Source organism: Verrucomicrobiota bacterium (assembly GCA_016200005.1).
Classification (GTDB): Bacteria; Verrucomicrobiota; Verrucomicrobiia; order Limisphaerales; family PALSA-1396; genus PALSA-1396.
In genome coordinates, this window is record JACQFP010000036.1 from 33,130 (window position 1) to 59,787 (window position 26,658).

A 26,658-nucleotide genomic window follows, 5' to 3' on the forward strand; every position below is an offset into this window, starting at 1 on the left:
TCCTTGCGTCGGTGGCTACGGCCGGCGGTCATTTTTGCCAATGCTCCAAAACTAACACCTCCGAGGTGACTTTCATTCCACATACAAAAAAGCATTCCCTGCCAGCACCATCTGGCAGAAGTCCGTCCAAACGCGTTCGGCCTTGTCCGGTTTGTCGGCGTAATGAGTCGTCTGCGACTGCAAGAATTCTTCAGCGGCGGAACGCTCGGTGGGGTTTGGTTTTCGTCCGAGTGCCAGCAGGAATGTTCGTTCGAGGCGTTGTTGGTTGTCCGCACCACACTCCTTTTCCAGCCGCTGAGCGAAGGCGCGGCTGCGAGCGCGGATGAAATCAGAGTTCAACAACGCGAGCGATTGCAGTGAAACGGTGGAAGGATTGCGCCGGGTGCAGTTGGGATTCATCCTCGCGGTGTCGAACACATCGAGCATCGTCAATGGCTGGGTGCGCCGGTGTTGCAGGTACAGCGACCGGCGTTTGGCGCCGGCTATGGCTTCATCCACGACCACCTGACTATCGCTGTTGGCTTTGGTTGGAACGTAAGCCCCGCCAAGTTCCAAATTAAGTTCGCCGCAGGTGAACAGGATGGCGTCGCGGACGGATTCCGCGTCGAGCCGTTGTAACGGGTAACGCCAAAGTAATGTATTTTCCGGATCAACCGCGTAAGCCGCATCGCGCAAAGCGCCGCTCTGCCGATACGTGGCCGAGTTGACAATCAGTCGATGCAGTGACTTGAGCTTCCAGCCGGATTGAACAAACTCCGTGGCCAGGTAATCCAGCAATTCGAGATGGCTGGGTTTCGCGCCAGTCACGCCCAGATTGTCAACGGTGGCGACCAGCCCCTCGCCGAAGTGGTGCTGCCAAACCCGGTTCACCAGCACGCGGCCCACCATTGGATGTTCCGGTGAAGTCAACCAGCGGGCGAGCGCAAGTCGTCGCCCGGAATTTTTTTGCGCAGTGTTTGAAACAAGCTGATAGGAATTCCTGGCGCTGCAAAACACGGCGGGAACTCCGGGCGGCACTTCGGCCCCTTCGTTTGCGTAAACACCGCGAACCAACAGGTGATGCTTTGGTAGTTCCGTGCCCGGCTCGGTCAATACCGCGATTTGTGGCAACGCCGACGGGCGCTCCGCTTCGCGCTTTTTGATCGCGTCCTTCAGGCTGTTGAACCCTGCCGACAACTCAGGAAAGCGCTTGATCAAATCCTCGTCCTTAATTTGAACGATGGCCTCATTGGTTTTCAGCAGCGCCTTCATTTCTTCGGTGCGCTCCTTTTCTTTTGTGTCGAGTGCTTTTTGGATGGCGGCGCGTGTCGGTTCAAGAATCTTCTCCAGATTCTCGCGCAGACCGAGTTTTCGAAACGGCGTAGTCAACCCCTCCAGGCTTTCATTCAGCGCCTTGAGTTCCCGGTCGTATTTTTCAAGCTGACGTTTGCTTTCCCCGCGGGCGGCGCGCGTGCCGACGGTGAGCGCGCGCTCGTTCGGCTTGCGCCAGTGCTCCGGATCGAACGCGGGACGAAGAATCGCCTGGAGCGCGTAGTATTCTGACTGTTTGATGGGTTCAAACTTGTGGTCGTGACAGCGGGCGCATTGGACGGTCAGACCGAGAAACGCAGAGCCAAGAATCTGAACGTTGCCTTCCAGCACGGAATATCGATCCACCTTCAACTCCAGCGGATTGCCGTCGCTCTCGCCTGTCCCGTCCGGCGCGTTGCGGAGAAAATGCGTCGCGATGAGCAACTCCTCCATTTCCGGAGTGATGTCGCCGTCGGGCTGGTAGCCGCACAATTCGTCACCGGCGAGTTGTTCCTGAATGAACCGATCAAACGGCTTGTCATCGTTGATCGAGCGAACGACGTAGTCGCGATACTTGTAAGCCAGCGGCCGATCGCTGTCGGCGTTGAAGTAACCGTTTGAATCCGCGTAACCAGCGGCGTCGAGCCAGTGGCGACCCCAACGCTCGCCGTAGTGCGAAGAGGCAAGCAGTCGCTCCACGAGTTTGTCGTACGCGCCGGAGCTTTTGTCGTTCACAAACTCGTCCACCTCCTGCGGCGTTGGCGGCAGACCGATCAGATCAAAGCTCAAACGGCGAATCAAGGTGGCGCGGTCGGCTTCAGGCGAAGGCAAGATTTTCTTTTGTTCGAGCCGGACGAGCACGAAATTGTCGATGGCGTTGCGCGGCCATTTTTGGTTTCGCACTTTGGGCGTCGCCGGTCGAACAGGAGGCTTGAAGGCCCAATGATTGGTAGTAGGCGGCGCCTTGCTTCCTTCTCCCGGAGACGGTGGAGCAGCGAAAGCATTCAAAGTCAAGGCGACCGCGAGCCAGATTGCCGGCTGAAACCAGGCCAGGCGAAAGGAAGACCTGGTGGTTCGGAAAAACAATGCGGGCGGTTTCATCGGACGTGAATCATCAAGAAGAATAAACACCGGAGCGCAAAAATTGGCAATCGCCAAAGACCCACTTCCGTTCCGCCGTTTAATAGGTTGCCCGGCCGCCGGATAAATCGAACACAGCGCCCGTGCTGAACGAACATTCCGCCGAGCAAAGCCAGGCCACGAGGGCGGCGGCCTCTTCCTTCAATCCAAACCGGCCCATCGGAATTTTGGACAGCATGTAGTCGATGTGTTCCTGTGTCATCTGATCGAAGATGTCCGTCTTGATGACCGCCGGGGTGACGCAGTTCACGATCACGCCGGAGCGAGCCAGTTCTTTGCCGAGCGATTTGGTCAAAGCCATGACGCCGGCCTTGGACGCGCTGTAATGCGAGGCGTTGGGGTTGCCTTCCTTGCCCGCGATGGAAGCGATGTTCACAATGCGGCCGTAGCCTTTCGCGACCATGGCCGGGACGACCTCGTGGCAGCACAAAAATATGCCGAACAGATTCACATCGATCACCTGTCGCCATTCGACGAGCGACAATTCCCAGGTTTTCTTGTTCACCCCCGCGATGCCGGCGTTGTTGACCAGGATTTCAATCGAACCGAAATGTTTGAGCGTTGACTCTTTAGCGCCGGACACCGAAGCCGGGTCGGTCAAATCCACCACGGCGGTGTGAACTTCGCCTTGACCGGCCAGACTTTTGACTGCGGCGTCGAGTGCCGTGCGGTCAATGTCCCACAGACTGCACCGCGCGCCTGAAGCAAGCAGTCGTTGAGCTATGGCCAACCCGATGCCGCGCGCGCCGCCGGTCACGATGGCGTGCTTTCCCTGCAAATCGATTTTGTTCATAGGCGAGAACATTAACCCGACTTTCGCCATTGGCGAGGCGATTTGACTTTTCTTGAGGTAGTGGGTGGCGGATTTCTTGAGGGATCGACGAAGGTTTTCCGAGTTGAGTTTGATGCAAACCTACGCCCTTTCCCTTTGGAGCTTCGATGCAGTCGAGTCAGCGTCCAGCCCATCGCGTCGGGGTTTCACCCACAGTTTCGTCGAGTGAACGTTGACGCCCGCCGCGTCTCTCGTCAAAGTCCTGCCATGGCGCACATTCACGAAAGGATTGATTTCACCGTGGCGATCTTTGTCATCCATGACCGGCACATCCTACTCATTCATCACCGCAAGCTCGACCAATGGCTGCCACTGGGCGGTCACATTGAACTGGATGAAGACCCGGAAAGCGCGGCGTTGCGAGAAAGCAGGGAGGAAAGCGGTCTGGAGGTGGAGTTGATCGGCGAACGGCCGCCGACCACCGGGCCGGGCACCCGCGCGCTCATCGCGCCGCGGTTTCTGGACATTCACCGCATCACCGATACGCACGAACACATCGGGATGATCTACTGGGCGCGTCCGAAAAATGGTTCGCTGCAACTTGCCACCGCCGAACATCACGACATTCGCTGGTGCGCCGCTGACGATTTGGACAAACTCCAACCGCCGATGTCGAACGCGGTGAAATGGTATTGTCGCAAAGCCCTGGAAGAAATTTGAAGTTGAAGGCAACCATGTTTCACCCAGTGGGACTGACGCCGCAACCGAACCTTCTCCCACTCCTCCATCGGATGGAGGAGAGGGTTGGAGAGCGGAGGGGCGTTTGTTATTGGATTGCCCCTGCCCATGAACCTGGGAGCGCCGGCATCCCTGCCGGCGAGATGGTACACGCGCAACACGCCGGCAGGGATGCCGGCGCTCCCAGGACGGCTGGCTGGTTCAATGGCGTAAGGCGCGCAAAAAGTTCGGGGTGGTCTCTCCTCGGTCCTCTCCCCGCTCCAGCGTCATGGCGAGAGGAGGAAAAAGCGCGCTTCAGAAACTTTGCTAAATCAACAGAACGCTCAGGCATTGTAGTTCACTTTGCAGGCTGCCCATGACCCAGCGCCAGCTCAAAACCGGTTATTTTTTCCTCGAAGGTTTGAACGCCTTCGCCACGACGTTTTATTTTTACTACCTGTTTTTCCTGCTGCAATCGGAGTATGGCTTCGGCAATCTCGGCAACCTCGTCGTCTCCGCGCTCAACGGTTTTGTCTGCCTCTTTGCCTCCTTCTATGGCGGCCGGTTCGCGCAGAAAAAGGGTTACTTCTGCGCGCTGAAAATTGGCTTTGCGCTCATCGGCCTGATGATGGTCGCCGGCGTTTTATGCCACAACGCCAGCGCGCAAATTGTCATCATGGTGGTGTGGTCCATCGGCTTGTGCTTCACGTGGCCGACGCTCGAAGCGCTGGTCAGCGAAAGGGAAACGCCCGCCGGCTTGTCACGCATGATCGGCATTTACAACGTCGTGTGGGCGGGCGGCGGGGCGCTCGCCTATTTCGTCGGCGGCGCCGTGTTGGAAAAACTGGGAATGCGGAGTTTGTTTTTGGTGCCCTTGGCGTTCCATCTATTGCAGATTGGGCTGACCCTCTGGTTGGAAAAAAAGAGTGTCGCCGCGACCCAAGACGTTTTGCCACTGCCGTCATCCGCCGCCGAGCCGCTCTCGCTCAATCCTCGACCCATTGCCAAGGCAAAAACTTTTCTGCGCATGGCGTGGCTGGCCAATCCGTTCGCCTATGTCGCGATCAACACCGTTATCCCGTTGATTCCCGACCTGGCAAGCAAACTGGAACTCTCTCCGGCGCAGGCGGGTTTCTTTTGTTCTATCTGGTTTTTCGCGCGATTGGGCACCTTCATTCTGCTCTGGCTCTGGGCCGGCTGGCATTATCGTTTCGGTTTTTTGCTGGGCGCCTATCTCCTGCTGATGGCGAGTTTTGCCGTGCTCTTGTTGGTCGTGCAATTTTGGGTGGTTCTTCTGGCGCAAATCATTTTTGGTCTGGCCATCGGTCTGATTTATTATTCGTCTCTTTTCTATTCGATGGATGTCGGTGAAACCAAGGGCGAACATGGCGGCGTGCATGAAGCCGCCATTGGTGCGGGAATTTTCGTGGGACCGGCTTGTGGTGCCATGGCCCTGCGATTCTTCCCGGAACATTCCACCAGCAGCATCTGGGCGGTCAGCGGTCTGTTGCTGATGGGTTTGGCGGTGCTGATCTGGTTACGTTACCGGAAAAAGTAGCTGCGGGGTTTCACCCTTGCCACGTGGTCGGATTTTCCCTACTGCTATTGCCCCGAAACAACTTTGTGACCGCTTAACAATTCAACGAATTAACGACTATGTCATTGCTGGCAGGAAAACTCGGGATTGTCTTCGGCGTCGCCAACAAACGTTCCATCGCCTGGGCCATCGCGCAGGCGTGGCACAAGGCCGGGGCGAAACTCACCTTCACCTACCAGGGCGAACGCTTGAAGGAAAACGTGGAGGAACTCGCCGGCACGTTCGGCGCGGACACGCTCATTCTCGAATGTGACGTGACGAAAGACGACCACATCGCCCGCGTGTTTTCGGAAGTCGAACAGAAATTCGGCAAGCTGCATCTCATGTTGCATTCGGTGGCGTTCGCGCCGAAGGAGGCGCTGGAAGGCGAGTTCCTCAACACGAGCCGTGAGGCGTTTCGCATTGCGCACGATGTCAGCGCCTATTCGCTGATCGCGTTGGCGCGTGGCGCGGCGCCGTTGATGACCGAGGGAGGCAGCATTGTGGCCATGACCTATTACGGCGCGGAAAAAGTCGTGCCGCACTACAACGTGATGGGCGTGGCCAAGGCGTCGCTCGAAGCCAGTACGCGCTATCTCGCGTATGATCTCGGCCCGAAGAAAATCCGCGCCAACTGCATCAGCGCCGGCCCGATGAATACTTTGGCTGCGCGTGGCATCTCCGGTTTCACCACAATGCTCAAACACTACGAAGCTCACGCACCGCTCAAACGCAACGTGCTCCCCGAAGAACTTGGTGCCACTGGCGTTTTCCTCGCCAGTGACGGCGCGGCGGCAATCACGGGACAAGTGATTTACGTGGACAGTGGTTACCAGATCATGGGGATGTGATCGTGAGTCAGCAGTTAGTGGTCAGTAGTCAGTAGCATGAACAGCCAACAGTCCAAATGATATGAAGAGCAAAACGGCGTTCGAGAATCTTCGCATTTATCGCTTATTAGAAAATTTGGCGGATTCAATTTGGGATGTCGTGCTTGGTTGGAATCGATTTGCGCAAGACACAGTCGGCAAACAAGTCGTTCGCTCGGCAGATAGCGTTGGCGCCAACATTGCCGAGGGCACCGGCCGCGGTTCTTACCAGGACAATCGCCGCTTTGCCCGAACCGCGCGCGGTTCACTCAATGAGACGCAGCATTTTCTCCGGCGCGCTTACAAACGCAAATTGCTGACCACCGACCAGGTAAAAAGGCTGAAGCCGCTCGTTGATAATCTGGCTCCGCAGTTGAACTCCTACATCAAGAGCATCGGACGCACAGGTGCAACTGACGACTGACTACGGACTACTGACTCGTGCGCAAACCCGCCCTCGGCTTCATCTTCGTCACGCTGTTCCTCGACATTTTGGGACTCGGCTTGATCATTCCGATTCTGCCCAAACTGATCGAGCAGTTGTCGGGCAGCGTGGTCGCCGCGTCGCACATTTATGGATTGCTGGCGTCGGTGTCCGGGCTGATGCAGTTCCTTTTTGCCCCAGTGCTCGGCAGCTTATCAGACCGCTTCGGGCGGCGCCCGGTGATCCTCATTTCGCTGTTTGGCTCAGGACTTGATTATTTGCTGCTCGCGTTTGCACCGAGCATCGCCTGGTTTTTCGTGGGGCGCATCATCGCTGGCATCACGAGCGCGAACATCACCGCGGCGAATGCGTACATCGCGGACATCAGTCCGCCGGAAAAACGCGCGGCGAACTTCGGGATGGTTGCGGCGGCTTTTGGACTGGGCTTCATCGCTGGACCGGCGCTTGGCGGTCTGCTCGGCAATATCGGTTTGCGCGTGCCATTTCTCGTCGCGGCGGGGCTGACGATGCTCAACTGGCTTTACGGCATGTTCGTCTTGCCGGAATCGTTGCCGCACGCGCATCGCCGGGCGTTCAGTTGGGGGCGCGCCAATCCCATCGGCTCGCTGATTGCGCTGAAGCGTTTTCCCGTCGTACTCGGTTTGACGGAAACATTTTTCCTGATCAACTTCGCGCACCAGGTTTTTCCAAGCACCTGGGTGCTTTACACCGGCTACCGCTACCATTGGAGCACCGGCCAGATTGGCGCGTCGCTGGCGCTGGTGGGATTGATGTCAGCCCTCGTGCAAGGCCTGCTCGCGCGGCGCATCTTACCGGCGCTGGGCGAGCGGCGTGCCATCGTGATCGGGTTGTGCAACGCCACGTTCTTCATGTCGCTGTATGGTCTCGCGACGCAAGGGTGGATGGTTTATGTGCTGCTCGTCGTCGGCTCTTTTGGCTCCATTGCGATGCCGGCGATTCAGGGTCTCATTTCGCGCAGCGTGCCGCCGAATGAACAAGGCGCGGTGCAAGGTTCGCTCGCCAGTCTGGGCAGTGTTGCCGGGATCATCGCGCCGCCGGTGACGACCGCGCTGTTTGGTTATTTCATCAGCCCGCGCGCGCCGGTGCACCTGCCGGGCGTGGCGTTCTTCTTCGGGGTCGGCGCTGATTTTCTGCGCGCTGCTGCTGGCGCTGCGCTCATTTGGGAAAAGCCCGCCCGTTGAAAGCGCGGCCCGGGCATCAGGCACCGCGAGCGCGGCAAACTGATGTAGTCAAACCGCTCTTCGCATCCGCGCAACATAAGCACCATCAGCGCCATCCACGAACGGCAACAATTCGCGTTCCGCTTCCAGTTTGAATTCGGCGTGTTCGCCTAGAAATCGCTTCGCCACTTCCCGATTCTCCTCCGGTTCAAGGCTGCATGTGCTGTAAACCAAAACCCCGCCCGGCTTCACTTGCGGCGCGGCCTGGTTCAGCAAATCCAGTTGCGTGGCGCGCAGCCGTTCGATTTCCTCCGGCCGAATGCGCCAGCGCAATTCCACACGCCGACGCATCACGCCGGTGTTGGAGCACGGCGCATCCACGAGCACGCGGTCGTAGAAAGTTGAGGGTTGAAGGTTGAGGGTTGAGAGTAAAATTGTTTCGACGCACGTCGCTCCCAGCCGGACGCTGTTCTCCTTAATCAGGCTCAACCGGCTCTCAGAAACATCTGCGGCAGCGATGCGACCTTGGTTTAGCATGAGTTGCGCGATGAACGTCGTCTTGCCGCCGGGCGCGGCGCAAAAGTCCAGAATTATTTCGCCTGGTTGCGGGTCCAGTTCACGCACGGCCAGCAAGGTGCTCGGGTCTTGAACATAAAATAGTCCCTGTTGAAAACTCGGCAGGCTTGTCAGCGGAGGATGAGACTTCAATTCGAACATCAGGTCGTCGCCCGTCCAGTTCCAACGGCGCGTGGTGAATTCGACTCCTTCGCGATCCCACTGCGACTTGAGCGCGGCGGCGTCGGCCTTCAACGAGTTGCGGCGCGCATAAGTCGGCGGCGGCGTGTTGTTCCAATCCAGCAGTTGCACCGTGGAGGTGTCGCCCCAGCGTTTGCGCCAGCGTTCCACCAGCCATTCGGGATGGGAGAAGCCGAGGTGCGGTTGATCCGTTTTTAACTGCTCCAGCAGCTTTTGAGTTTTCGTCCGCTCCCGGACATAGCCGCGCAAGACCGCATTGATGAATCCGGCTTGCGCACCAAACCCAAGTTGCTTGCCCAGCTCAACGGTCTCATGGACGGCGGCGTGATCGGGAATGCGATCGAGCCAGAACATCTGGTAAAGCCCGAGGCGCAACAGGATTTGCAGGAGCGGTTTTTGCTGGCGCGCCCCGGTTTTGCGCGCGATGAGCCAATCGAGCGCGCTCTGCCAGCGCACGATTCCATAAACCAGTTCCTGACAAAGTCCGCGGTCGGCCGGGGAGAGCGCAGCGCCGGACAATCCCGTTTCCAACAGGTTTTCCACGTAATCCACCCCCTGCGCCTGCTGGTGCAGGAGACGCACGGCAATTTCTCTTGGTTTTTGAACGGTCACTGCTTAATAATCATCATCGCGTTCCTGCACGCGAGTTTTTAAGCTATCAATATGAAAGAAGAGTTCGAAAAAATGGTCGCCGCCGGCAAGCTCGAAAGGCACCACATTGATCCGCTTGTCCAGCTCACCACAAGCGGATTTTGCATGCATCGTAGCTGGGGCTTCGGAAAAATCACGACGGTGGACACGGTGTTCGCCCGGTTCACGATTGATTTCCAGTCGAAGGCCGGCCACACCATGGATTTGAACTTCGCGGCGGAATCCCTCAAACCCATTGGAAAAAATCACATCCTCGCCCGCAAGGCTGCCGATCTCGAGGGTCTTCGCCAGATGGCCGCGCTGCATCATCTCGATCTGATCAAACTGGTTCTGGAAAGTTATGGCGGCAAGGCCACCTTGGATCAAATCCAACAGGTGCTCGTGCCGGACGTGATCCGTGATGATTGGAAGAAATGGTGGGAGGCGGCCAAGCGCGAGCTGAAGAAGGACGGTCATTTCCAGGTGCCGATCAAAAAAACCGACCCGATCATTTATCAAGCCCGGGAGGTTTCCTTGCAGGACCGGCTGCTCGAAGAATTCCGCGTCGTGAAAGGATTGAAAGCCCGCATCGTCGCCGCCACAGAACTGTTCAAGAACGCCAGGGATTTGATTGACATGCAGGCGGCAGCCACGGAAGTGATCGCCGCGCTCAATGTCGAAATTGCCACGCACCAACGCACGCAACCGGCCGTCGCCCTCGAGGGCATCTTTATCCGCGATGATATTCGCGAAGTCACCGCGTTGCCGATGCCCGAAGGCGAGCTGACCGCCGCGGCGATCTGGTCGCAAGAGGTCAGGCTCGGCGAGATTCTCGAAGCGATGCCCGCGGCGAAACACCGCCGGACATTAGACTCCTTCAAGGCCGCCAATCCGGAACGCTGGCCGGAGATCGTGCAAAACACGCTCAACGGCGTTTCCGCCCGCGTCTGCCGCGAGTGCGCCCAACTGTTGATTCACGAAGGCAAAATTGATCTCCTCAAAACCGCCTTGGCGCGGCTCATCAGCCAGCATCAAGCCAGCAGCGAACTTCTGCTCTGGCTGGCCAAGGAACGCTCCGACTCTTTCGCCGACATTCTCGGGCCGGAAGTGTTTCGCGCCATGCTGAGTGCCATCGAACGCGATCAGTTTAACGAGAAAAAATCCAATCGCCTGCGCGATTTCATCCTCGACGACCAGCAATTGCTCGTGGAGTTGATTGGTTCAGCCGACCTGGAAGTCATCAAAGATTTGACCCGCGCGCTGCAACTGTCTCCGTGCTTCGATGACATGGACAAGCGCTCGCTCCTGGCACGCATTGTCAAGAGTTACCCCGCCGTGCAGTCGCTTATCTCAGGCGATCAAACCAAACAGGAAGCCAACCTCATTGTGTCCTGGGACAGTCTCGAGCGGCGCAAAGAGGAATACAACGAACTGGTGCAGAAAAAAATCCCCGCCAATTCCAAAGAGATTGCCATCGCCCGCAGCTACGGCGACCTGCGCGAGAACCACGAATACAAAGCGGCCAAAGAGATGCAGAAGATGCTCATGCGCCGCAAGGGCGAGTTGGAGAATCAACTCGTGCGCGCGCGAGGGACGGACTTTGCGGACGTGAAGACGGACGCTGTAAGCATTGGCACCAAAGTCACCGTCACGGATTTGATCGCCAACCATCCGGAGACTTTCACGGTTTTGGGCGCGTGGGATTCCAACCCCGAACAGGGCGTCATCAGTTACCTCTCGCCCGTCGCCCAATCCCTGCTCAACCGCAAAGCCGGTGAAGAAGTGGAGTTCGAAATGGAAGGTGTCAAGAAGCGTTATCGCATCGACGCGATCGCGGCCTACAAGGCGGCGTAGACTCGGCTAGTTGTTGACGTTCGCGAAGCGTTTGGAGTGCGTCCGATTTATCGGCGCTTGTTCCCGGTCTGATTTCGAACTTTGGTTTTCGGATCTTCCTCTACGCCTTCCCGCCAAAGCTAACGTGATCGTCCAAGTCCAGCAGGTCAAACCACGTCGCCACATCATCGCGTCTGGGTCCGGCTTGCTTGTGAAGCTTCTGGAAAAACTCGCGCGTTTCCAGTTCGCTCGGAACGCGCTGCTCCTGGTACGCCGACCACGCATTGATTTCCCACGGCAAGGGCTTGGTCCGCGAAGACTGGTTGATCCATTTCAGAATGTCGCCGTCGCCTTTTCCGGCGGCGAGTTGTTTCTTGAGCGCGGCGGCGTTGATGCCCGCAAACTTCACGAAACGCTGGTCCAGCGGACAGTCGTAAATGTATTCGCCGTTCTTCCGGGCGAGGGTGGCGCGCCCTTTATCGAGCAAGCGCGGCAGAATCGCGTAACCGCCGAGGCGCACACGCGGACTGCGCGGCGGACGTTTGGTTAGATCAGGAGCATTGATGGCCATAGACAAGTATCAAGGTTTACGGTTTTCAGTTTTCGAGATGAGTCGAATGAGAAAGGCCTTTCAATCAACTCATCGCAGTGCCAGTTAACCTGCAACCAAGATTTCCGATTGCAAGAAAAAGTTTCCAAAGGTGGCGCGGTGGCATTGCTTCGAATTCCGGCTGGCTAGGCGAACTGATGCGACAAGCGGCGACTCCGATGAGACCCCGTAGGAGACGAGGTAACGAGGCTCAAACCAAACCGGGGCCAGGCTGGCGACCCGGACCGGACGTAACGCAGAGACGCCGAGAACGCCGAGGAACGCGGAGTGGTTGAGAAGCAATGCGGGCAACAACGGGTGAATTCCTGTTATCCAATCTCTGCGGGTCTTAGCGGCCTCGGGTCTCTGCGTTGAATTCCGACTGCCGACCTCTGGCCTCTGCCCTCTGTTTTCTGCTTTCTGTTTTCTGCTTTTTGCTTACCCCCTTCTGGCTTTGAAACCAGCGGGCGCACCGCCCGCCGGCAGCTTGAAAGCGAAGCCCTGTCGGGGCTGGCCACCCCGCGCTGGCTGGGCTCCACCCCGGCGCGCAACACCGGACAGCCACCAGTGGTAAGTCAGCACACCGTCACCGCCTTCACACTGGGGCCTTACTTCGTCCGCTGAATCAGTTCGATCTCGTAACCCTCCGGCGCATCGATGAAGGCGAAGCCGCCGCCATCTTCTCTCATGGTCGGACCGTCGGAATATTTCAATCCGAGTTTGGCGAGGTGGTCGCCGAATTCCGCCAGGCTGTCCACTTCGAAAGCAAGATGCGTGAGGTCGGGCTGGACCTGCACCGGGCCGCTGGCGGGAAAATAGCAAAGTTCGATCAGTTCCTCGCTCTCGGGCGCCTTCAAGAAAACCAGTTCCGATCCGCGCGGCGATTTGTGCCGTCTCGTTTCTTCAAGACCCAGCACCTCCTTGTAGAACTTGACGGACTTTTCAAGATCGTTCAGCCGATAGCGCGTGTGATGGATTTTTCTGACTTTGTGCATGCGCGTAGAATAAGGACGACATGAAACCACGGCAACTCAACATTTCCATTTCACTTTCCGCGTAGCGCAGCCGTCCTCGGCTGCGGGTTCGCGGGGCGTCCGCGCCCCGTGGTCCTGGCTTGGCCCCGACAAGCCGTTGTCGGGGCCATAACCCGCAGGCGGGGACGCCTGCGTTACGAGGATGGTGCCTGATGCGTTCATTGTTGCGATAGCGGGAATGAACTTGCGAAGGCGCGACGTTTCAGGCTAGTTCAGTGCCCGTGAATTCAAATTCATTCAGACTGACGCTTCTGCTTCTGCTGTGGGTTGGATTTCTTCCCCTCGCGCAGGCCCAGCTCGACCCGGAAAAGCGGCAGTTGATTCAGCTCGGCTATAATCAGCCGCTGGAAGGCCAGGGGCCGATCGCCGGCTATGCATTTTATTATTTGAATGAACCAAATTTTCATTCGAGCAACGTAACCTTGCGGCTGGCCGTGGCGCCGGTCTATCTGGATTCGGAATTTGGTTTCAAGGACGCGCTGGGGCCGCACACGGACTTGGGCTTGGGGCTGTCCGGCGGTGGCTTTGCGGACTCTTTTTCCGAAGTCGTTGGTGGAAATTATTTGAAGAAGCAATCCTTCACCGGCCACGGTGGGGAATTATCAACCAGCCTCTATCACCTCTTTAATCCGTCACAACAAATTCCATTGTACGCCGTACTGAAAGGAGGCGTGCATTATTCGAAATATCAGCGGGATTCCGAAACGGACACTAACCCCACCAACTTTTTCGAGCTGCCGGATGACCGCGTCACGTATCTGATGCGGGTTGGGCTTCGTTGGGGCGGCATGGAACCGCTCATGCGACCACCTTTGGCGATGGAACTTTCTGTTTGGTATGAAGGTCAGTTTCGTACGGATTCGGGCACTTACGGTTATTTCGACGATCGCAAAGTTCAGGCCCATTCCCATTTATTCTGGGGCCGCGCGCTCCTCGCCTACACCATGCCGGAATGGAAACATTATTTCAGCCTTGGTCTGACAGCGGGGACGAGCGTGGACGCCGATCGCTTCAGCGCCTACCGCCTTGGTTCGGTGTTGCCGCTGGCCTCGGAATTTCCGCTCAATCTGCCGGGCTATTATTTCCAGGAAATCACCGCGCGAAAGTTTGTGCATTTCAACGGCCTTTATTCCATTCCGCTGGACAAAGCGGGGCGCTGGAGCGTGAACGCGTTCGAGTCCACGGCCCTCGTTGATTATCTGCCCGGCATGGCGCAGCCCGGCCATTGGCATTCGGGAGTGGGCGGCGGGGTGGCTTATCAATCGCCGCACAACACGCTGCAAATCGTCGCCGGTTACGCGTACGGTATCGACGCCATTCGCAACGGCGGGCGCGGCGCCCAAAGCATCGGCTTGCTCTGCCAGTTTGATTTGGAAGCGCGCCTCCATCAAGGTTTGCCGCACATTTTCGAAAGTCCTTACAAATCGCGAGGACTATTCCGCTTTTTCGAAGGCTTTTGAGATCATTGATTGGGCGGCGCGAACTACCTGCCATGAAGAAAATAATCTGCCTGCTGCTTTCATTTGTTTCGGTCGCCGGTGCGCAAGTCCCGGACAACCTGGTGGCCGAAAGCATCCCGCCCCTCCCCGCCGAATTGAAAAAGGAAGTGGGCCGCTATCTGGAATTTCGCAGCGCGGCGTTCAACAGTTGGCATCCGACCCGCCGGGAATTGCTCATTACGACTCGCTTTGCCGACACGATGCAACTGCACCTTGTGAAAATGCCTGGCGGTGCGCGCAAGCAACTCACCTTCTCGGCTGAACCGGTCGGCGGAGGATCGTTCCAGCCCAAGACCGGCGAGTATTTTATTTTTTCCCAGGACACCGGCGGCGGCGAGTTTTACCAACTCTATCGCTACGATCTGACCGATGGCAAAATCACGTTGTTGACCGACGGCCAATCGCGCAACACGGGCGCGCGCTGGTCGAACGGCGGCCAATGGATCGCATACTCCTCCACACGTCGTAACGGCAGAGACAACGACATTTACGTCATCAATCCCGCCGATCCAAAAAGTGACCGCCGGCTCCTGGAAGTTTCCGGCGGCGGATGGGAAATCACCGACTGGTCGCCCGATGATTCGCGCCTGATCCTGGGTGAATACATTTCGATCAACGAAAGTTACTTTTATCTCGCCGACGCTAAAACCGGTGCGAAAGAGCTGTTGACCGGCACAGGCGCTGAAAAAGTCGCTTATGCTCAGGCGCAGTTTAGCGAGGATGGCAAATCGGTTTTCGTGACGACCGACAAAGGTTCGGAGTTTCGCCGCCTTGTGCGAATCGATCTCGCAACGAAGAAGGAAACGGTCTTGACGCCGCACATCCCGTGGGACATCGATGACTTCGCGCTGTCGCACGACGGGAAAACGATTGCTTTCACCGCCAATGAAAATGGTGTCGGCGTATTGCATCTGCTGAACACACAGACCGGCAAGGAAATGCCTGCGCCCACACTCCCGCTCGGCACCGTTTCCAATCTGGACTGGCACAGGAACAATCGCGACCTCGCCTTCAATCTCAATTCCGCGCGGTCGCCTATGGACGTATATTCGTTTGATTTGAAGACCGGCAAAGTCGAGCGCTGGACGGAAAGCGAAACGGGCGGCCTTGATCCGGCGAAGTTTGCCGAACCGCAACTGGTGAAGCTGAAAAGTTTCGACGGCCTGCCGATCTCGGCTTTTGTCTATCGGCCTGACGCCACCAAGTTCCGCGGCCAACGCCCCGTGCTCATCAACATTCACGGCGGACCGGAAGCCCAATCCCGTCCTGGGTTCCAAGCTCGTAACAATTATTACCTGAACGAAATGGGCGTTGCCATTGTGTATCCGAACGTGCGCGGATCGAGCGGCTACGGGAAAACGCACCTCACCCTCGACAACGGCTTCAAACGCGAGGACACCGTCCGCGACATCGGTGCGGTCATCGAATGGATCAAACGCGATCCCGACTTCGACGCCGACCGCATCGGCGTCATCGGGGGAAGCTACGGTGGCTATATGTCGCTCGCCTGCATGACTCATTACAGCGATCAACTTCGCGTCGGCATTGATGTCGTGGGCATTTCGAACTTCATCACCTTTTTGGAAAACACACAGGATTATCGGCGCGATTTGCGCCGCGTTGAATACGGCGATGAACGGGACGCGGCCATGCGCCAGTTTCTGGAAAAGATTTCGCCCTTCACCAACGTGAAGAAAATCAAGAAGCCGCTATTCGTCGTGCAAGGCAAGAACGATCCGCGAGTCCCCGTCACCGAATCCGAACAAATGGTCAAAGCCATTCGCGATAACGGCGGTTTGGTCTGGTATCTCATGGCCAAAGACGAAGGGCACGGCTTCGCCAAAAAGAAAAATGCCGATTTCCAATTCTTGGCCACGATTTTGTTTTTGCGGGAGCAGTTGATGAATTAGCAAAGCGGAAGTTAGTCGTTGGCGGCGGTCCAATACGGAGCTTCAGTAACCGTGGGCAATTCCGCACAGGTGCTGTACCCGCAGCGCTTCGCACAGCAGCCGTCAAGTCACAATGCCAACGGCGGTGCCTCATGCCCGCCCGAAATTCGCGGAAGTCACCGTGCCGTCGCTGGATGATTGAGAACAGAAATGGGAGAAAAGTCACAACGCAGCGTTCAGCCGGAGTTGGTGCCGGTGAATTTCCGGTCGCCGTTGGCTGCCATCTCGGAAAAACATTTCTCCTGATGATTATACTGTCTGCCAGAGTTAATTTCCGAATTGCCCCTCACCCCTTCCCTCTCCCCATCGAATGGGGAGAGGGTGGTCGAAGACCGGGTGAGGGGTCGGTGTATTTCTATTCGGAAATTTATTCTGGCAACCGCTCTAGGCCGTCGCTTCAGTCAATTGCTGGCGCAACTGAGCCATGTGGGATTCAATGCGATCGAGATAGAAATTCGGGCCGTCGGGATAGGGAACATTCAGAAACTGGTAAAGGCCGCCGAAATCGGATTCGATTTTTTCGCGCACGTACTTGTCCCAGAACCCAGGCGTCTTTTGGATCAGGTCGGCGGCGTTGGAAAAGGTCCCCACGGCGCCGGCATCCCCGCCGGAAAAGCGCGCGGCTTCCGCAAATTCAGAATACAACTCCGGCAGCTTCTGGACATAATCTTCCGCCGCCATCTGCCCGAGCAAATCAGCGGTGCCCAAAGCAAACCCAGCAGTTTTTTCCAAATCACTTTGAAACGGAATGGCCTCGAGATTGGCATTCACCCCGGTACAGCGGATCATGTTTTGGACTGACTTGATTTCGTCCTTGCCGAAGCCTTTTTGCGCCAGCAATTCCGCCGCGAAGTCGGCGCTCCGCGACACGTGGATGACCGTGTACTTGGCCCCGGTCCCCTCCCGATCGTCCCGTCGCTTGAGATACCCGGTGTCGTGCAGCAAAATGGCGAGGAGGCCCAACTCAAATATCCGTTGCGACAACACGGGCCTGGCCCTGGCCTGGTGGCGGCCATGCAGCAGACGCACCATGCAGAGTGTCCCCTGCAATGTGTGTTCGAAATCGTGGTAGCTCGCGTCGATGGCCTGATACCCCAGACAGTTTCCCGTGAAGGAATCAATTGCCCATCCAAACGCGCGCGGCACAAAATACCGGTCACCGCGTGGAAACATCGCCAGATACCTGGATTGCACTTCGAGTTCCACCACCGCTGGATCTTTCGTATCAACCTGCTGGAACATGTATAAAAAATCTAGCGCACCTCCCATAAAATGCACGTTTTTTTAATGGACACCCCGAAGTTGGGAGCAACTTCACCCTCACACGTTTCAACAGGTGGGAACTCCCTCTCCTCCTTTGGAGGAGGGCCGGGAAGCGGAGGCGCTGATATTTAGGGTGGTCGCCAAAATAAATTTCCGAATAGAAATACACCGACCCCTCACCCCGTCTTCAACCACCCTCTCCCCATCCGATGGGGAGAGCCAAAAGAGGTGAGGGGGCAAGTCGGAAACTAATTCTGGCAGCAGTATAAACCACCTCTCTTACTCCGGTTCTCTCCTCGCTCGTTCCGCGCGGGGAAAGTGTGTCAGATCGCGTTGGCAGTCACCTCCCGCTGGCCATATTATACCGTTTACCAAACGACGTTGGTACGAAACTCCATTCGGATCTTGCGAATGCGAATCTCCGTCACCGATTTGGGGCGCACAGTTAAATTTCTTCCGTCTCACCACAAGAACGACTGCTGTTCGGCCAGCACCAGGTCGCCTTCCAACAAGCTGACGTGCCACGCGGTCACTTCTCCAAATTGTTTATACTCGTCGCCGCCAAAAGTCAGTGCCGACCAGTGACTGAACCAGCCGCGGCCCTTCACCAGCTTCTCCAGGACTTTTTGCTTGGGCTGATTGCCTGCTGCGACGCCCCGGATTTCCACGCGTAGTTTGTGCGGCGACTTTCCCGGACTGACGAGCTTCCACTGGACATCAAAGCGGATGGCCGAACGCTTTTCGGGATGCTGGCGCAACTGCGCCTGGTACGCATCGCGCTCATACAGACTGGGAGACAGCGTGTGTTGACCCTTGGCGTCCAAAAAATGCGGCAGCACCTTGATCACACGTCCATCGACCGCGCGCGCGGCGAACGCCGGGACGATGCAGAGCAACAAGAGCGGCCATGTGATTGAGCGGCGCATGAGGACAGAATAACGGGCGGCAGAATAAACTCAATGCTGATTAATTTCCAAATTATCCGTCCATCACTGATTCTTTTCCGGCGGTGGCGCAAACGGTTTGGCGGGTTCGGGGGAGAAGAGTTCCTTCAAGGATTGCAATGGATGCAACGGCATCAGGAAAAAGTTGGGCAGATAGAGCGGTTCGCTTTTGGGATCGCTCAAGGTGCCGGTGACTTTGAATTCGAAGATTTTGGTCACCGGCAGCAGCGCCAGACTGAGAACGCGACCCAGGCCCGGAAAGTCACGCAACAGTTCGGCTTCCATGCGCGCATCCACGCGCCCCTTGAAATCGACGTCCCCCTGATACTGCATCCGAAAACCGGTTGAGCGAATTTCCAAATCGTCCGAGTGGATCACGCTGTTGGTGATGGTAAACGTGGCGACGCCGTCGCTGGCGCGGCTGTTACCAAGACCGGGCCAGAGCAGGTTCAACATCGACGAGAAGATGCCAAAGACCGGAATGTCCCAGATGAGTCCGTCGCGCAATCGGACCTTGCCGCTGCCCTGCCAGCTTTCCCAGTTGTCCGAGTTTGCATTCGTGATCGTCAGATGACCTTTGAGGGTGCCCTCAAGATGGTTGGTTCGGGGGGAGAGATCGGCCATGAGTTGTTGCAGGCTGGCGTTGGTGACGGTCACATCAAAACCGAACTCCGTTCCCTGACCGCGCGCGAACTGAAATGCCGCGTCGCCGGCCGCGTGGCCGCCGTAAAATGCCGCTTGCATGTTGGTCAACGTCAGCGTTTGACCGACCCAGTCCACGCTGCCCGCGATCTGTGGCACGTTGAATTTCCACCATTGAAACGGTCCGCCATCAACATCGAAATGCAAATCCACGGTCTCGATGTCGTCGATGGGAATGACGCCGTTGACGCGCACCGTCGGCGATTTCAAGAAACGATAGGGTTCGACGGCGTGCGCGGTTTTCGGGCCAATGGCGCGGGTGACGACCATCGGGTCCATGACACTGAATCCGTTGGTCAGAAATACTTTCCGCTCCGTGAAATCGATACCCACGCTCGTGGCGGTGAGATATTCGGCAGCTCGTTCAACTCGCGCCTCCGTCAGCGTCAAGAATTTATTGGTGAATTGCAATGCGCTCTGTAAGCGCGTGGCGGTTTCGCCGCGAAAAGTGAAATTGCTGCACGCGACCCGGCCTTTGAAACCGATCAGTTCTACCGCGTGCCAGCGGCCCCAGATTTCGCCGTCAACGACCGGCGTCGTAGTAAATTCAATTTGATCGAAGGCGCGTTGCTCTTTTTCTTCAAGCAACGGGCGCAGGGCTTTCACGTCAATCGTGCTGTGGACGCGAAAATAATAATTGTGCGTACGATCGTCGGCGATGTGGGCCAGTTCCAGTTTTCCATCGGGACGGGTGGCGACGAGGTCGGGCAGATTCCAAACTTCGTTGGAGTACGTGAAATGGGAACGAGCTGAGGTGACCGGCACGTTGCTATAAGCACCGTGGCCGGCGCTGAACTCACCCTGCAAGCGGAGGGTCGGCTGCACGTCCTTTCGCCAATCGGGCTGGTGATTTGTCCACGCCGGTAACACTACGAACACCTGTCCGTGGGCTTGCGGCGGTTTTTCCCAGGAATATCGCGAGAGCCATTCCCGACCTTTCTCGGTCAGCAGCGGAGAAATCTTGTGCACGTCAAAATCGGATGAGGCATTGGCTGTCAATTCGCGCGTGGCGACGTTCACCTCGGCGCGGGCATCGAGTTGACCCTGATACAGTTCGGTGTGGAGGTTGGTGACGGTAAGTTCGGGCGCGCGCCAGTTGCCTTGACAGACAATTTCCTGCACGGACAGTTCGGGCGATTCCACGCCGCTGATTTGGGCTTCCCAATCCAGTGCGAAGGGCGCGAGGTCGGCCCACAACGCCCAACTTTCGTCGGTGCGCGGCGGCGCATTCGTGCCGGGCGGCGCAAGCCGACCGACGATGCGCGTCCGCTTCGTTTTGCCCCAGCGAGTTTCGACGCCCGCCAGTTGCAACTCTCCCTGGCCGGACAAGGGAATGGCGTTGGTGATGGCGTGGGTCCAATGGGCGGTGAACTGCACTGCATCCGCCTGCACCCACGCCGTTCCGATCGGTCCGGCCAGCAATTTGAGGTCGGCTTGGACAAGGTTGGTGTTGTCCCTGGCGGAGACCAGATGCACATCGAGTTGCAGATTCTGGTTCGTGCCCCAGCGGGTTTCCGCATCGGCGGCGCGCAGACTGAGTTCGGCCTGGTGTAGTTCATTGCTGGCGGTTGCGGGAAGAAGTTTCACGGAGAACAAGCCGTTTCTGAATTGTCCCCAGGGAGTTTCCGCGCCCGGCGCTCTCAAGATCAGGTTGCCGTTGAAACTGTCGAGGTCGCGGGCGTCGCCGCGCACGGCCAACTGAAGTTCCGGCGGGGAGGCGTACGTGATTGCTTCGAGCGTGTTCACCAGTTGGCGCAGCCGGTTCTGCATCACCTCCCGATTCGCCGGCCGACCGGTGCGGAGGAATGTCCAGTCACGGACGGCAGAGGCGTTGGTGAGGGTGCCAGCGAGTTGCATTTTGGCCCCGGCGAAATGGGCCTGGAATTTATCGAGTTCCCACTGGTCATTGGGAAGGAAGCGAAGCTCGGTCTGGATGTTGTCCAGGAACAATTTTTGCGGCGGCTGATTGGTGTCCGTGAGCGGCCAGATCAAACGACCCTGATGCAGCAGCAAGGAATCGACTTGCAGTCGCCGTTTTTTGAGCGCGGCCATATTGATCCGCACTTCGACTTCCGCGAGCGAGAACTGCGGGCCTTGAGGTTGATTCGCGGCTCCGAAATGGACATTTTCGGCGACAATACCGCGATACCAGCGGAGGCGCAGGCGGTCGAACTGGAGTTCCACGCCGCGCGCTCGCAGTTCCTCCAGCAGAGGACGTTTGATGATGTTGGGGATGCCAACTTGATTCAAGTAGATGGCCGCGATGATCACGCCGAGTAAAACGAGCAGGACGCTGATGCGAAACCAGCGGAACAATCTCCGGGCAATTCTCCAGAAGCGGCCTCCGGCTCGGAGACTACGGCTCGGAGAGCGCTGGACTCGCGGTGCCATATCAGGGAGTCGAGCCGGAAGGAATCGTCAGGTGGAGTAAGATTTGTTGGTAGAGCAACCACGGGAATTCGAACGTCCAGCGCTGGCCATCGAGCGTCACCGCCGCATACGGGAATTTCGATGGCGCGAGGGCACCGAACTCGACAGTCAACGTTTGGAGTTTGTCATCATTCTTCACGTCGATGGCTATTTGGAGTGATTTTTCCGAGAAGCCATAACGGGTGCGGTTCTGATCGCCGCGATCCACCCAGGCCGCCGCCGTCAATTCGCCCAGCCGATAAAGCGTTTCTTCGAAGGCATACATCGTCACATCGTCAATGATGCCTTGCGAGCCGGGTGCGAGTGACCACTGACTCGAGCTGTTCCGGAGCAGTTGTCGGACTTGTCCGTTTTCGCGGATGGTGACGCGGGTCACTTCATTCGTAGCGAAGCTCCAGATATGGCGATCCCGGAGCTGCCAACCTGCCGCGGGCAATCGCACATAATCCCTGGTCTTTACCGCATACACCGAGCTTTCATCACTGCGGCGGACATAGATCTTGTCATCCCGCACGGCACCGAAATCGAGTTGTGCAATCACGGCATTTGTCGCTCCGGCAACTTCACTGACCTCGCCGCTTTTCAAGATGTATTGTCGCGCCGGCGAAGCCAGGCCGTAATTCGTAAAATCCAGTTCAGTGACGACATCCTTGGTGAATTCGGTAATTTGCAATCCGCTCAGGTCGGCCAACAATTCCCGCACCAGCCCGGCATCGGCTGGTAAAACCTCCGGGGCAGTCAGCCGCCAGGTGTCGTTGGTCTGGCGCTGCACGGTGAAACTCCCATTGCCGCGCGCCTCGACGACACGGACGCTGCCGGCCGTGAGAGACACGAGATAGCGGTCGCGAAAATCCGTGTACTGCGCCCGCCACGGCTCAAGTTGAGCTTTGGGCACGAGCACGACGGAATTCTGATCACGCCGCCGGGCATGAATCATGGAGGTTTCGTTGGTGTCAGTCTTGCCGAATTGCAACACGAGGAGATTGTTTGTTCCCTGGGCGACGGCCAGTTCCAGTTCCGGCGGCTGGAGGCCGAAGGATGCCAGATCGGCAGTGGGGTCATCCGTCACAAATTTGCTGGCGCGCAAACTTTGCAGTTTTCGGAGCAGGTCTTCGATTTTCGGATTGTCGGCGCGTGCTCTCATGGGCTGGGTCATGCGCCATGTCTTGTTGGTCGCCTCGCGCTGGAGTTCGAGAATCCGAGGGCCGCTCGTCGCCGTGAGCCGGTCAAAGGCCAGGCCTTTGAGATTCACCAGGGAGGGATCGCGCCAGTCCTCGGCCTGGCGGGGGAACAGCTTGAGCAGGTTGGCGTCCACGAGGTAAATCCGCTCATCGCCTACGACGCGTAAAAAAAACTGGTCGCGCAGGGCCGTCGGCGCACCGATGAGGATTCGGCGGCGGGCATCCCTTTCTTGCAACGTCAGCGAGACCTGGGGGTTGTCAAAACCAAATTCAGCGTCGGTGCTGGAGCGATTCCGCAATTCCTGGGCGGTGATGGGGGACTGCGAAGTGAGTTGTCCCAGCGCTTTCAGCAAGTTTTCGATGAGAGCAGTCTGGGCGGGATAAACCAACGGCTTGGTCAGTTGCCAGTTGCCGTTGGTGCGGTCGGCGCGGATTTCCTTCACGCCGGCGGGCGACACCTGGACGCTAGAGATGGCATCGGTGTTGAGATAGGGAAAGACCAGGTTCGTCGGAGTCTCCTTCTTGAACGCGTGCCGTTCGTAAAAAAAGATGAAGGCGAAAAGGCCCGCGGCCAGCGCGAGGATCGTCCAGGTGTTTCTCGTGTTCATGCTTGCTAACGGCGTCGCCGCAACCAGACCAGACCACCGAGGAGCAACACGGCGCCCGGCATCCCCGCCAGCAAAAGCCACTGCACGGATTGCCGTTGGGAATCGGTCATGATGAGTTTGTATTCCTTGAGCGGGCGCGGGCCGAGTCCACTCAACAAGATTTGCGGACGTTCGAGCAGCCAGTTCACCGCCTGGCTGGCGAAATAATAATTCCCGGGCACTGAATCAATGATTTCGTTGTCGAGGCAAAGCGAATCGCCCACCACGACCATGCGCGTGGTGCCATGATCGGTGACGTTCTTGATGCCGCCTTGTTCCACAGCCACGATCAGTGGAAAATTAGTTGCCTGCTGGCCGCGATAGGGATTGAGATAAGGAACGCCACCGCGGATCTCAGTCGCTTCCGTTCCACCTTCACTTGTGGCGGCCAGCAAATCGACCTTGGGCGCATCGACCTTGGGAACACCGGTCTCCAATCTGCCCACGGCGCGCGGCAGGATCAGCCGGATCCGCAAGGCATCCGGCACGAGTGATTTGACGACGGGATGCTGGTCGCTCAACCGGGCGGTCAGCAAATCGCTCCCAGTCGGTGAATTCTTCGGATCGAAGACCATGTTATCGGCCACATCGACGCCCCACTTGGCGAGAATTTTTTCCAAGCCCGATCTTTTACCCAACGCCATGTTGTTCAACAGGGCAAACAAGCGCCCGCCTTGCTTGAGATAGTTTTCGATCCTTTCAAGTTCGCTGTCGCTCAAGGGTATTCGCGGGCCCGCGATGATGAGGAGCTGACAATCCATGGGCACTTCGTTTGTTCCCTGGAGCGAAAATCGTTCGGGCTGGATGTTGTTTTCCTCCTTCAACAGCGCGGCGAACTTGGCGTAACCGTGAGGTTCGCCGGTCAGTTCCGGGTTGTGCTCGCGATGTCCCTGGAGGAAATAAGCTTTGTAGGTCCGCGGGTTCGCCACGTTGAAAATGGCCGCAGTGAACAGCATTTCGCCTGTGAAACCAATGCGCTTAAACTCCTTGCTCTTCCCGCTGATGACTGCCTGGAGATCATAGTCCGAAAGCTCGTTCTGATAGACGATGCGTTGGTGACCCGCGCAATAGAAGATGATAAAATTCTTGTCTTTGGGGTTGGTAAGTTTGTGTTCGGCCAGCACCAATTGCGCCTTCCCCGGCTGGCGCATGGGATCAACTGTTTTGATGCTGATCGCGGGATTCAGATAATTGTATTCCTTGAGCAGCGACGAAACGAGGCTGTAAAGTTCCTCTTCGCCCTGTGCGTCAAAGAAAACTGTGACCGCAACCTCGTTGGTCAAAGAACGCAGCACGTTCACGGTCTGCGGAGACAGCTTCATCTGGCCGCGGTCCGAAAACTGGAAACGCCAGTAATGCCGCACGCCGAGGTAATTGACCATGACGACCAACGCCAGCACCGCCAGACTGGCCACCACCACGTTGAAGCCGATGGTCCATTTGCGGCCGGCGGAAAAACTGGGCTTGGTTGACGTATCGTTGGCCATGTTATTTCCAGCGGCGGCTTTCCACGACGCGCAGCGTCAAGAACAAAAACCAGATCGTGAGGCTCACGTAAAATACGACGTGGCGGGTATCGACAATTCCACGGGCGAAGTCCAGCATGTGATCGAACATCGTCAAGTGATTCAACACCTGCATTTGCCAGCCGGCATCCACGGATATTTGATTGCCCAGAAAGCTCAACAAAAACAAAGTGATGCCCGCCGCGAAACTGATCATTGCCGCGATGATCTGGCTGCGCGTCAGCGCTGAGGCAAAACAACCGAGTGACATGAACAGTCCACCCAATAATAGAATCCCCAGGTAGGTGGTGCCAATCGCGCCAACATCCAGTGCGCCTGGATCGGTGGTATAATGGCGCAGGATGAAGATGCAGCCCAGCAGCGGCAGCCACATCAGCACATAAAACATCATGGCCGCGGTGAATTTCGCCAGCACCACCTGCAAATCGCTGACGGGTGTCGTCATCAGGGTTTCAAACGTGCCGGAGAATTTTTCGAGGGCAAACAGCCGCATCGTGATCACCGGTGAGGCCAGCAGCAGGATCAGCCAGAAAAACGGGGTGGAGTAAAACAATTCGGTCAGCGGCATGGGCGTCGGTTCGGACTGCAACTTCACCAGCAGCACCACAAAACTCAATCCCATCAGAAACAACGCGCCCGCGATGATTACGTAGCCGGTCATCGACACAAAAAAGCTGGCCAGCTCCCGCCGCGTCAGCGTGAGGTAAGCTTGCATCAACCTTCCTCCCCTTCTTCGTCCGGCCGGGTGAGGCGCACATAAATGTCTTCCAGCGAATGCCGGTTGCGCGTCAGTTCCCGCAAAACCCAGCCACGCTCGCGCGCCAAGGCATAAATCTGCGCCCGCAAATCCATCCCGTCGCGCGGTGTCAGCGCGCAGCGGTGGAACTCGCCATCCGTCGGTGAAAGATCGTAGTACTCGATTTCGGGAAACTGTTCCCAGCAGGCCCGCAAGTCGTCCGGCGGCGCGGCGATTTCCGCGATGATCCGCGTGCTGCCGCTCATGATTTTTTGCAAGTTGTCAGGGGAGTCCGCCGCCACGATTTTTCCCCGATGCATGATCAGCACCCGGTTGCACGTCATCTCCACCTCCGGCAAAATGTGAGTCGAAATGAGAACGGTGTGGTTGCGACCCAAATCCTTGATGAGTTGCCGGACCGAGCGGATTTGATTGGGGTCCAGGCCAATGGTCGGTTCGTCCAGGATGATCAACTCCGGTTCGTGTGAGAGGGCATCGGCCAGACCGACCCGTTGCCGGTAACCCTTGGAAAGATGGCCGATGATTTTCCGGCTCACTTCCGTCAGTCCGCATTGTTCAGTCACCACGTCGGCGCGTTCGCGCGAACGTTTCCGGCTCAAGCCTTTCAGCCGCGCGCGGAACTTGAGGTATTCACGGACGCGCATGTCGTGATGCAGCGGATTGTTTTCCGGCATGTAACCGATGCGCCGCCGCACTTCGTCCGCGTCCGTGAACACATCCAGTCCCGCGACTCGCGCGCTGCCGGAAGTGGCCGGCATGTAGCAGGAAAGGATGCGCATGGTCGTGCTCTTGCCGGCGCCGTTGGGGCCGAGCAGGCCGACAATTTCCCCGCGCCCGACCGTGAACGAAAGGCCGGACACGGCGGTGTTGCCCGCGTAACGTTTGGTCAAATTTGAAACTTCAATCATGAAGTTGTTGTTCATGGGTC

At 57.4% G+C, this 26,658-nt stretch carries 19 protein-coding genes and 1 pseudogene; 8 read left to right on the plus strand and 12 right to left on the minus strand.

Annotated features, from left to right (window positions below):
* Positions 1-72 precede the first annotated feature (72 nt).
* Positions 73-2,391 (minus strand): DUF1553 domain-containing protein, encoded by a 2,319-nt coding sequence (locus HY298_13385; GenBank protein ID MBI3851248.1) that lies wholly within the window; start codon positions 2,389-2,391, stop codon positions 73-75.
* 79 nt (positions 2,392-2,470) lie between these two features.
* Entirely contained in the window at positions 2,471-3,223 is a 753-nt protein-coding gene (locus HY298_13390; protein MBI3851249.1) for an SDR family oxidoreductase, read from the minus strand.
* Between the two features lie 246 nt (positions 3,224-3,469).
* On the opposite strand from HY298_13390, the gene HY298_13395 reads away from it, so the two are divergent.
* The 5 genes and pseudogenes from HY298_13395 to HY298_13415 all read left to right on the plus strand — a co-directional run bounded on the left by HY298_13395 (position 3,470) and on the right by HY298_13415 (position 8,054).
* Complete coding sequence (locus tag HY298_13395; protein ID MBI3851250.1) at positions 3,470-3,922, plus strand: NUDIX domain-containing protein; 453 nt, start codon at positions 3,470-3,472, stop codon at positions 3,920-3,922.
* A gap of 373 nt (positions 3,923-4,295) precedes the next feature.
* Positions 4,296-5,477 (plus strand): MFS transporter, encoded by a 1,182-nt coding sequence (locus tag HY298_13400; protein MBI3851251.1) that lies wholly within the window; start codon positions 4,296-4,298, stop codon positions 5,475-5,477.
* Between the two features lie 98 nt (positions 5,478-5,575).
* Positions 5,576-6,346: an enoyl-ACP reductase gene (locus HY298_13405; GenBank protein ID MBI3851252.1), complete on the plus strand. Its 771-nt coding sequence runs from the start codon at positions 5,576-5,578 to the stop codon at positions 6,344-6,346.
* Between the two features lie 61 nt (positions 6,347-6,407).
* Positions 6,408-6,788, plus strand: a complete 381-nt coding sequence (locus HY298_13410) for a four helix bundle protein (GenBank protein ID MBI3851253.1) — start codon at positions 6,408-6,410, stop codon at positions 6,786-6,788.
* Between the two features lie 17 nt (positions 6,789-6,805).
* Positions 6,806-8,054: pseudogene (locus tag HY298_13415) on the plus strand (TCR/Tet family MFS transporter).
* 5 nt (positions 8,055-8,059) lie between these two features.
* Here the strand turns inward: HY298_13415 and rsmB are convergent.
* Positions 8,060-9,328, minus strand: coding sequence for a 16S rRNA (cytosine(967)-C(5))-methyltransferase RsmB (gene rsmB / locus HY298_13420; GenBank protein MBI3851254.1), 1,269 nt, complete (start codon positions 9,326-9,328; stop codon positions 8,060-8,062).
* A gap of 81 nt (positions 9,329-9,409) precedes the next feature.
* Here rsmB and HY298_13425 point away from each other — a divergent pair, with 81 nt between their 5' ends.
* Positions 9,410-11,230 (plus strand): GreA/GreB family elongation factor, encoded by a 1,821-nt coding sequence (locus HY298_13425; GenBank protein ID MBI3851255.1) that lies wholly within the window; start codon positions 9,410-9,412, stop codon positions 11,228-11,230.
* A 100-nt stretch (positions 11,231-11,330) separates the two neighbouring features.
* On the opposite strand, the gene HY298_13430 is transcribed toward HY298_13425, so the two are convergent.
* Positions 11,331-11,780: a DUF5069 domain-containing protein gene (locus tag HY298_13430; GenBank protein ID MBI3851256.1), complete on the minus strand. Its 450-nt coding sequence runs from the start codon at positions 11,778-11,780 to the stop codon at positions 11,331-11,333.
* Positions 11,781-12,406: 626 nt separating this feature from the next.
* Positions 12,407-12,793, minus strand: a complete 387-nt coding sequence (locus HY298_13435; GenBank protein ID MBI3851257.1) for a VOC family protein — start codon at positions 12,791-12,793, stop codon at positions 12,407-12,409.
* Between the two features lie 260 nt (positions 12,794-13,053).
* On the opposite strand from HY298_13435, the gene HY298_13440 reads away from it, so the two are divergent.
* Both HY298_13440 and HY298_13445 read left to right on the plus strand, forming a co-directional pair.
* Positions 13,054-14,292, plus strand: a complete 1,239-nt coding sequence (locus HY298_13440) for a hypothetical protein (protein MBI3851258.1) — start codon at positions 13,054-13,056, stop codon at positions 14,290-14,292.
* Between the two features lie 32 nt (positions 14,293-14,324).
* Positions 14,325-16,241 (plus strand): S9 family peptidase, encoded by a 1,917-nt coding sequence (locus HY298_13445; GenBank protein ID MBI3851259.1) that lies wholly within the window; start codon positions 14,325-14,327, stop codon positions 16,239-16,241.
* Between the two features lie 423 nt (positions 16,242-16,664).
* Here the strand turns inward: HY298_13445 and HY298_13450 are convergent, their stop codons facing one another.
* The 7 genes from HY298_13450 to HY298_13480 all read right to left on the minus strand — a co-directional run bounded on the left by HY298_13450 (position 16,665) and on the right by HY298_13480 (position 26,638).
* Positions 16,665-17,549, minus strand: coding sequence for a hypothetical protein (locus HY298_13450; protein MBI3851260.1), 885 nt, complete (start codon positions 17,547-17,549; stop codon positions 16,665-16,667).
* A gap of 455 nt (positions 17,550-18,004) precedes the next feature.
* Complete coding sequence (locus HY298_13455; GenBank protein MBI3851261.1) at positions 18,005-18,469, minus strand: hypothetical protein; 465 nt, start codon at positions 18,467-18,469, stop codon at positions 18,005-18,007.
* A 63-nt stretch (positions 18,470-18,532) separates the two neighbouring features.
* Positions 18,533-21,505 carry a hypothetical protein gene (locus HY298_13460; protein MBI3851262.1) on the minus strand — a complete coding sequence of 991 codons (2,973 nt, stop codon included), beginning with the start codon at positions 21,503-21,505 and terminating at the stop codon, positions 18,533-18,535.
* A gap of 76 nt (positions 21,506-21,581) precedes the next feature.
* Entirely contained in the window at positions 21,582-23,408 is a 1,827-nt protein-coding gene (locus tag HY298_13465; GenBank protein ID MBI3851263.1) for a DUF4340 domain-containing protein, read from the minus strand.
* 5 nt (positions 23,409-23,413) lie between these two features.
* Positions 23,414-24,934, minus strand: coding sequence for a GldG family protein (locus HY298_13470; protein MBI3851264.1), 1,521 nt, complete (start codon positions 24,932-24,934; stop codon positions 23,414-23,416).
* 1 nt (position 24,935) lies between these two features.
* Positions 24,936-25,688 (minus strand): ABC transporter permease subunit, encoded by a 753-nt coding sequence (locus tag HY298_13475; protein ID MBI3851265.1) that lies wholly within the window; start codon positions 25,686-25,688, stop codon positions 24,936-24,938.
* Positions 25,688-26,638: an ATP-binding cassette domain-containing protein gene (locus tag HY298_13480; GenBank protein MBI3851266.1), complete on the minus strand. Its 951-nt coding sequence runs from the start codon at positions 26,636-26,638 to the stop codon at positions 25,688-25,690. Before HY298_13480 ends, HY298_13475 begins: the two co-directional genes overlap by 1 nt.
* Between the last annotated feature and the right edge of the window lie 20 nt (positions 26,639-26,658).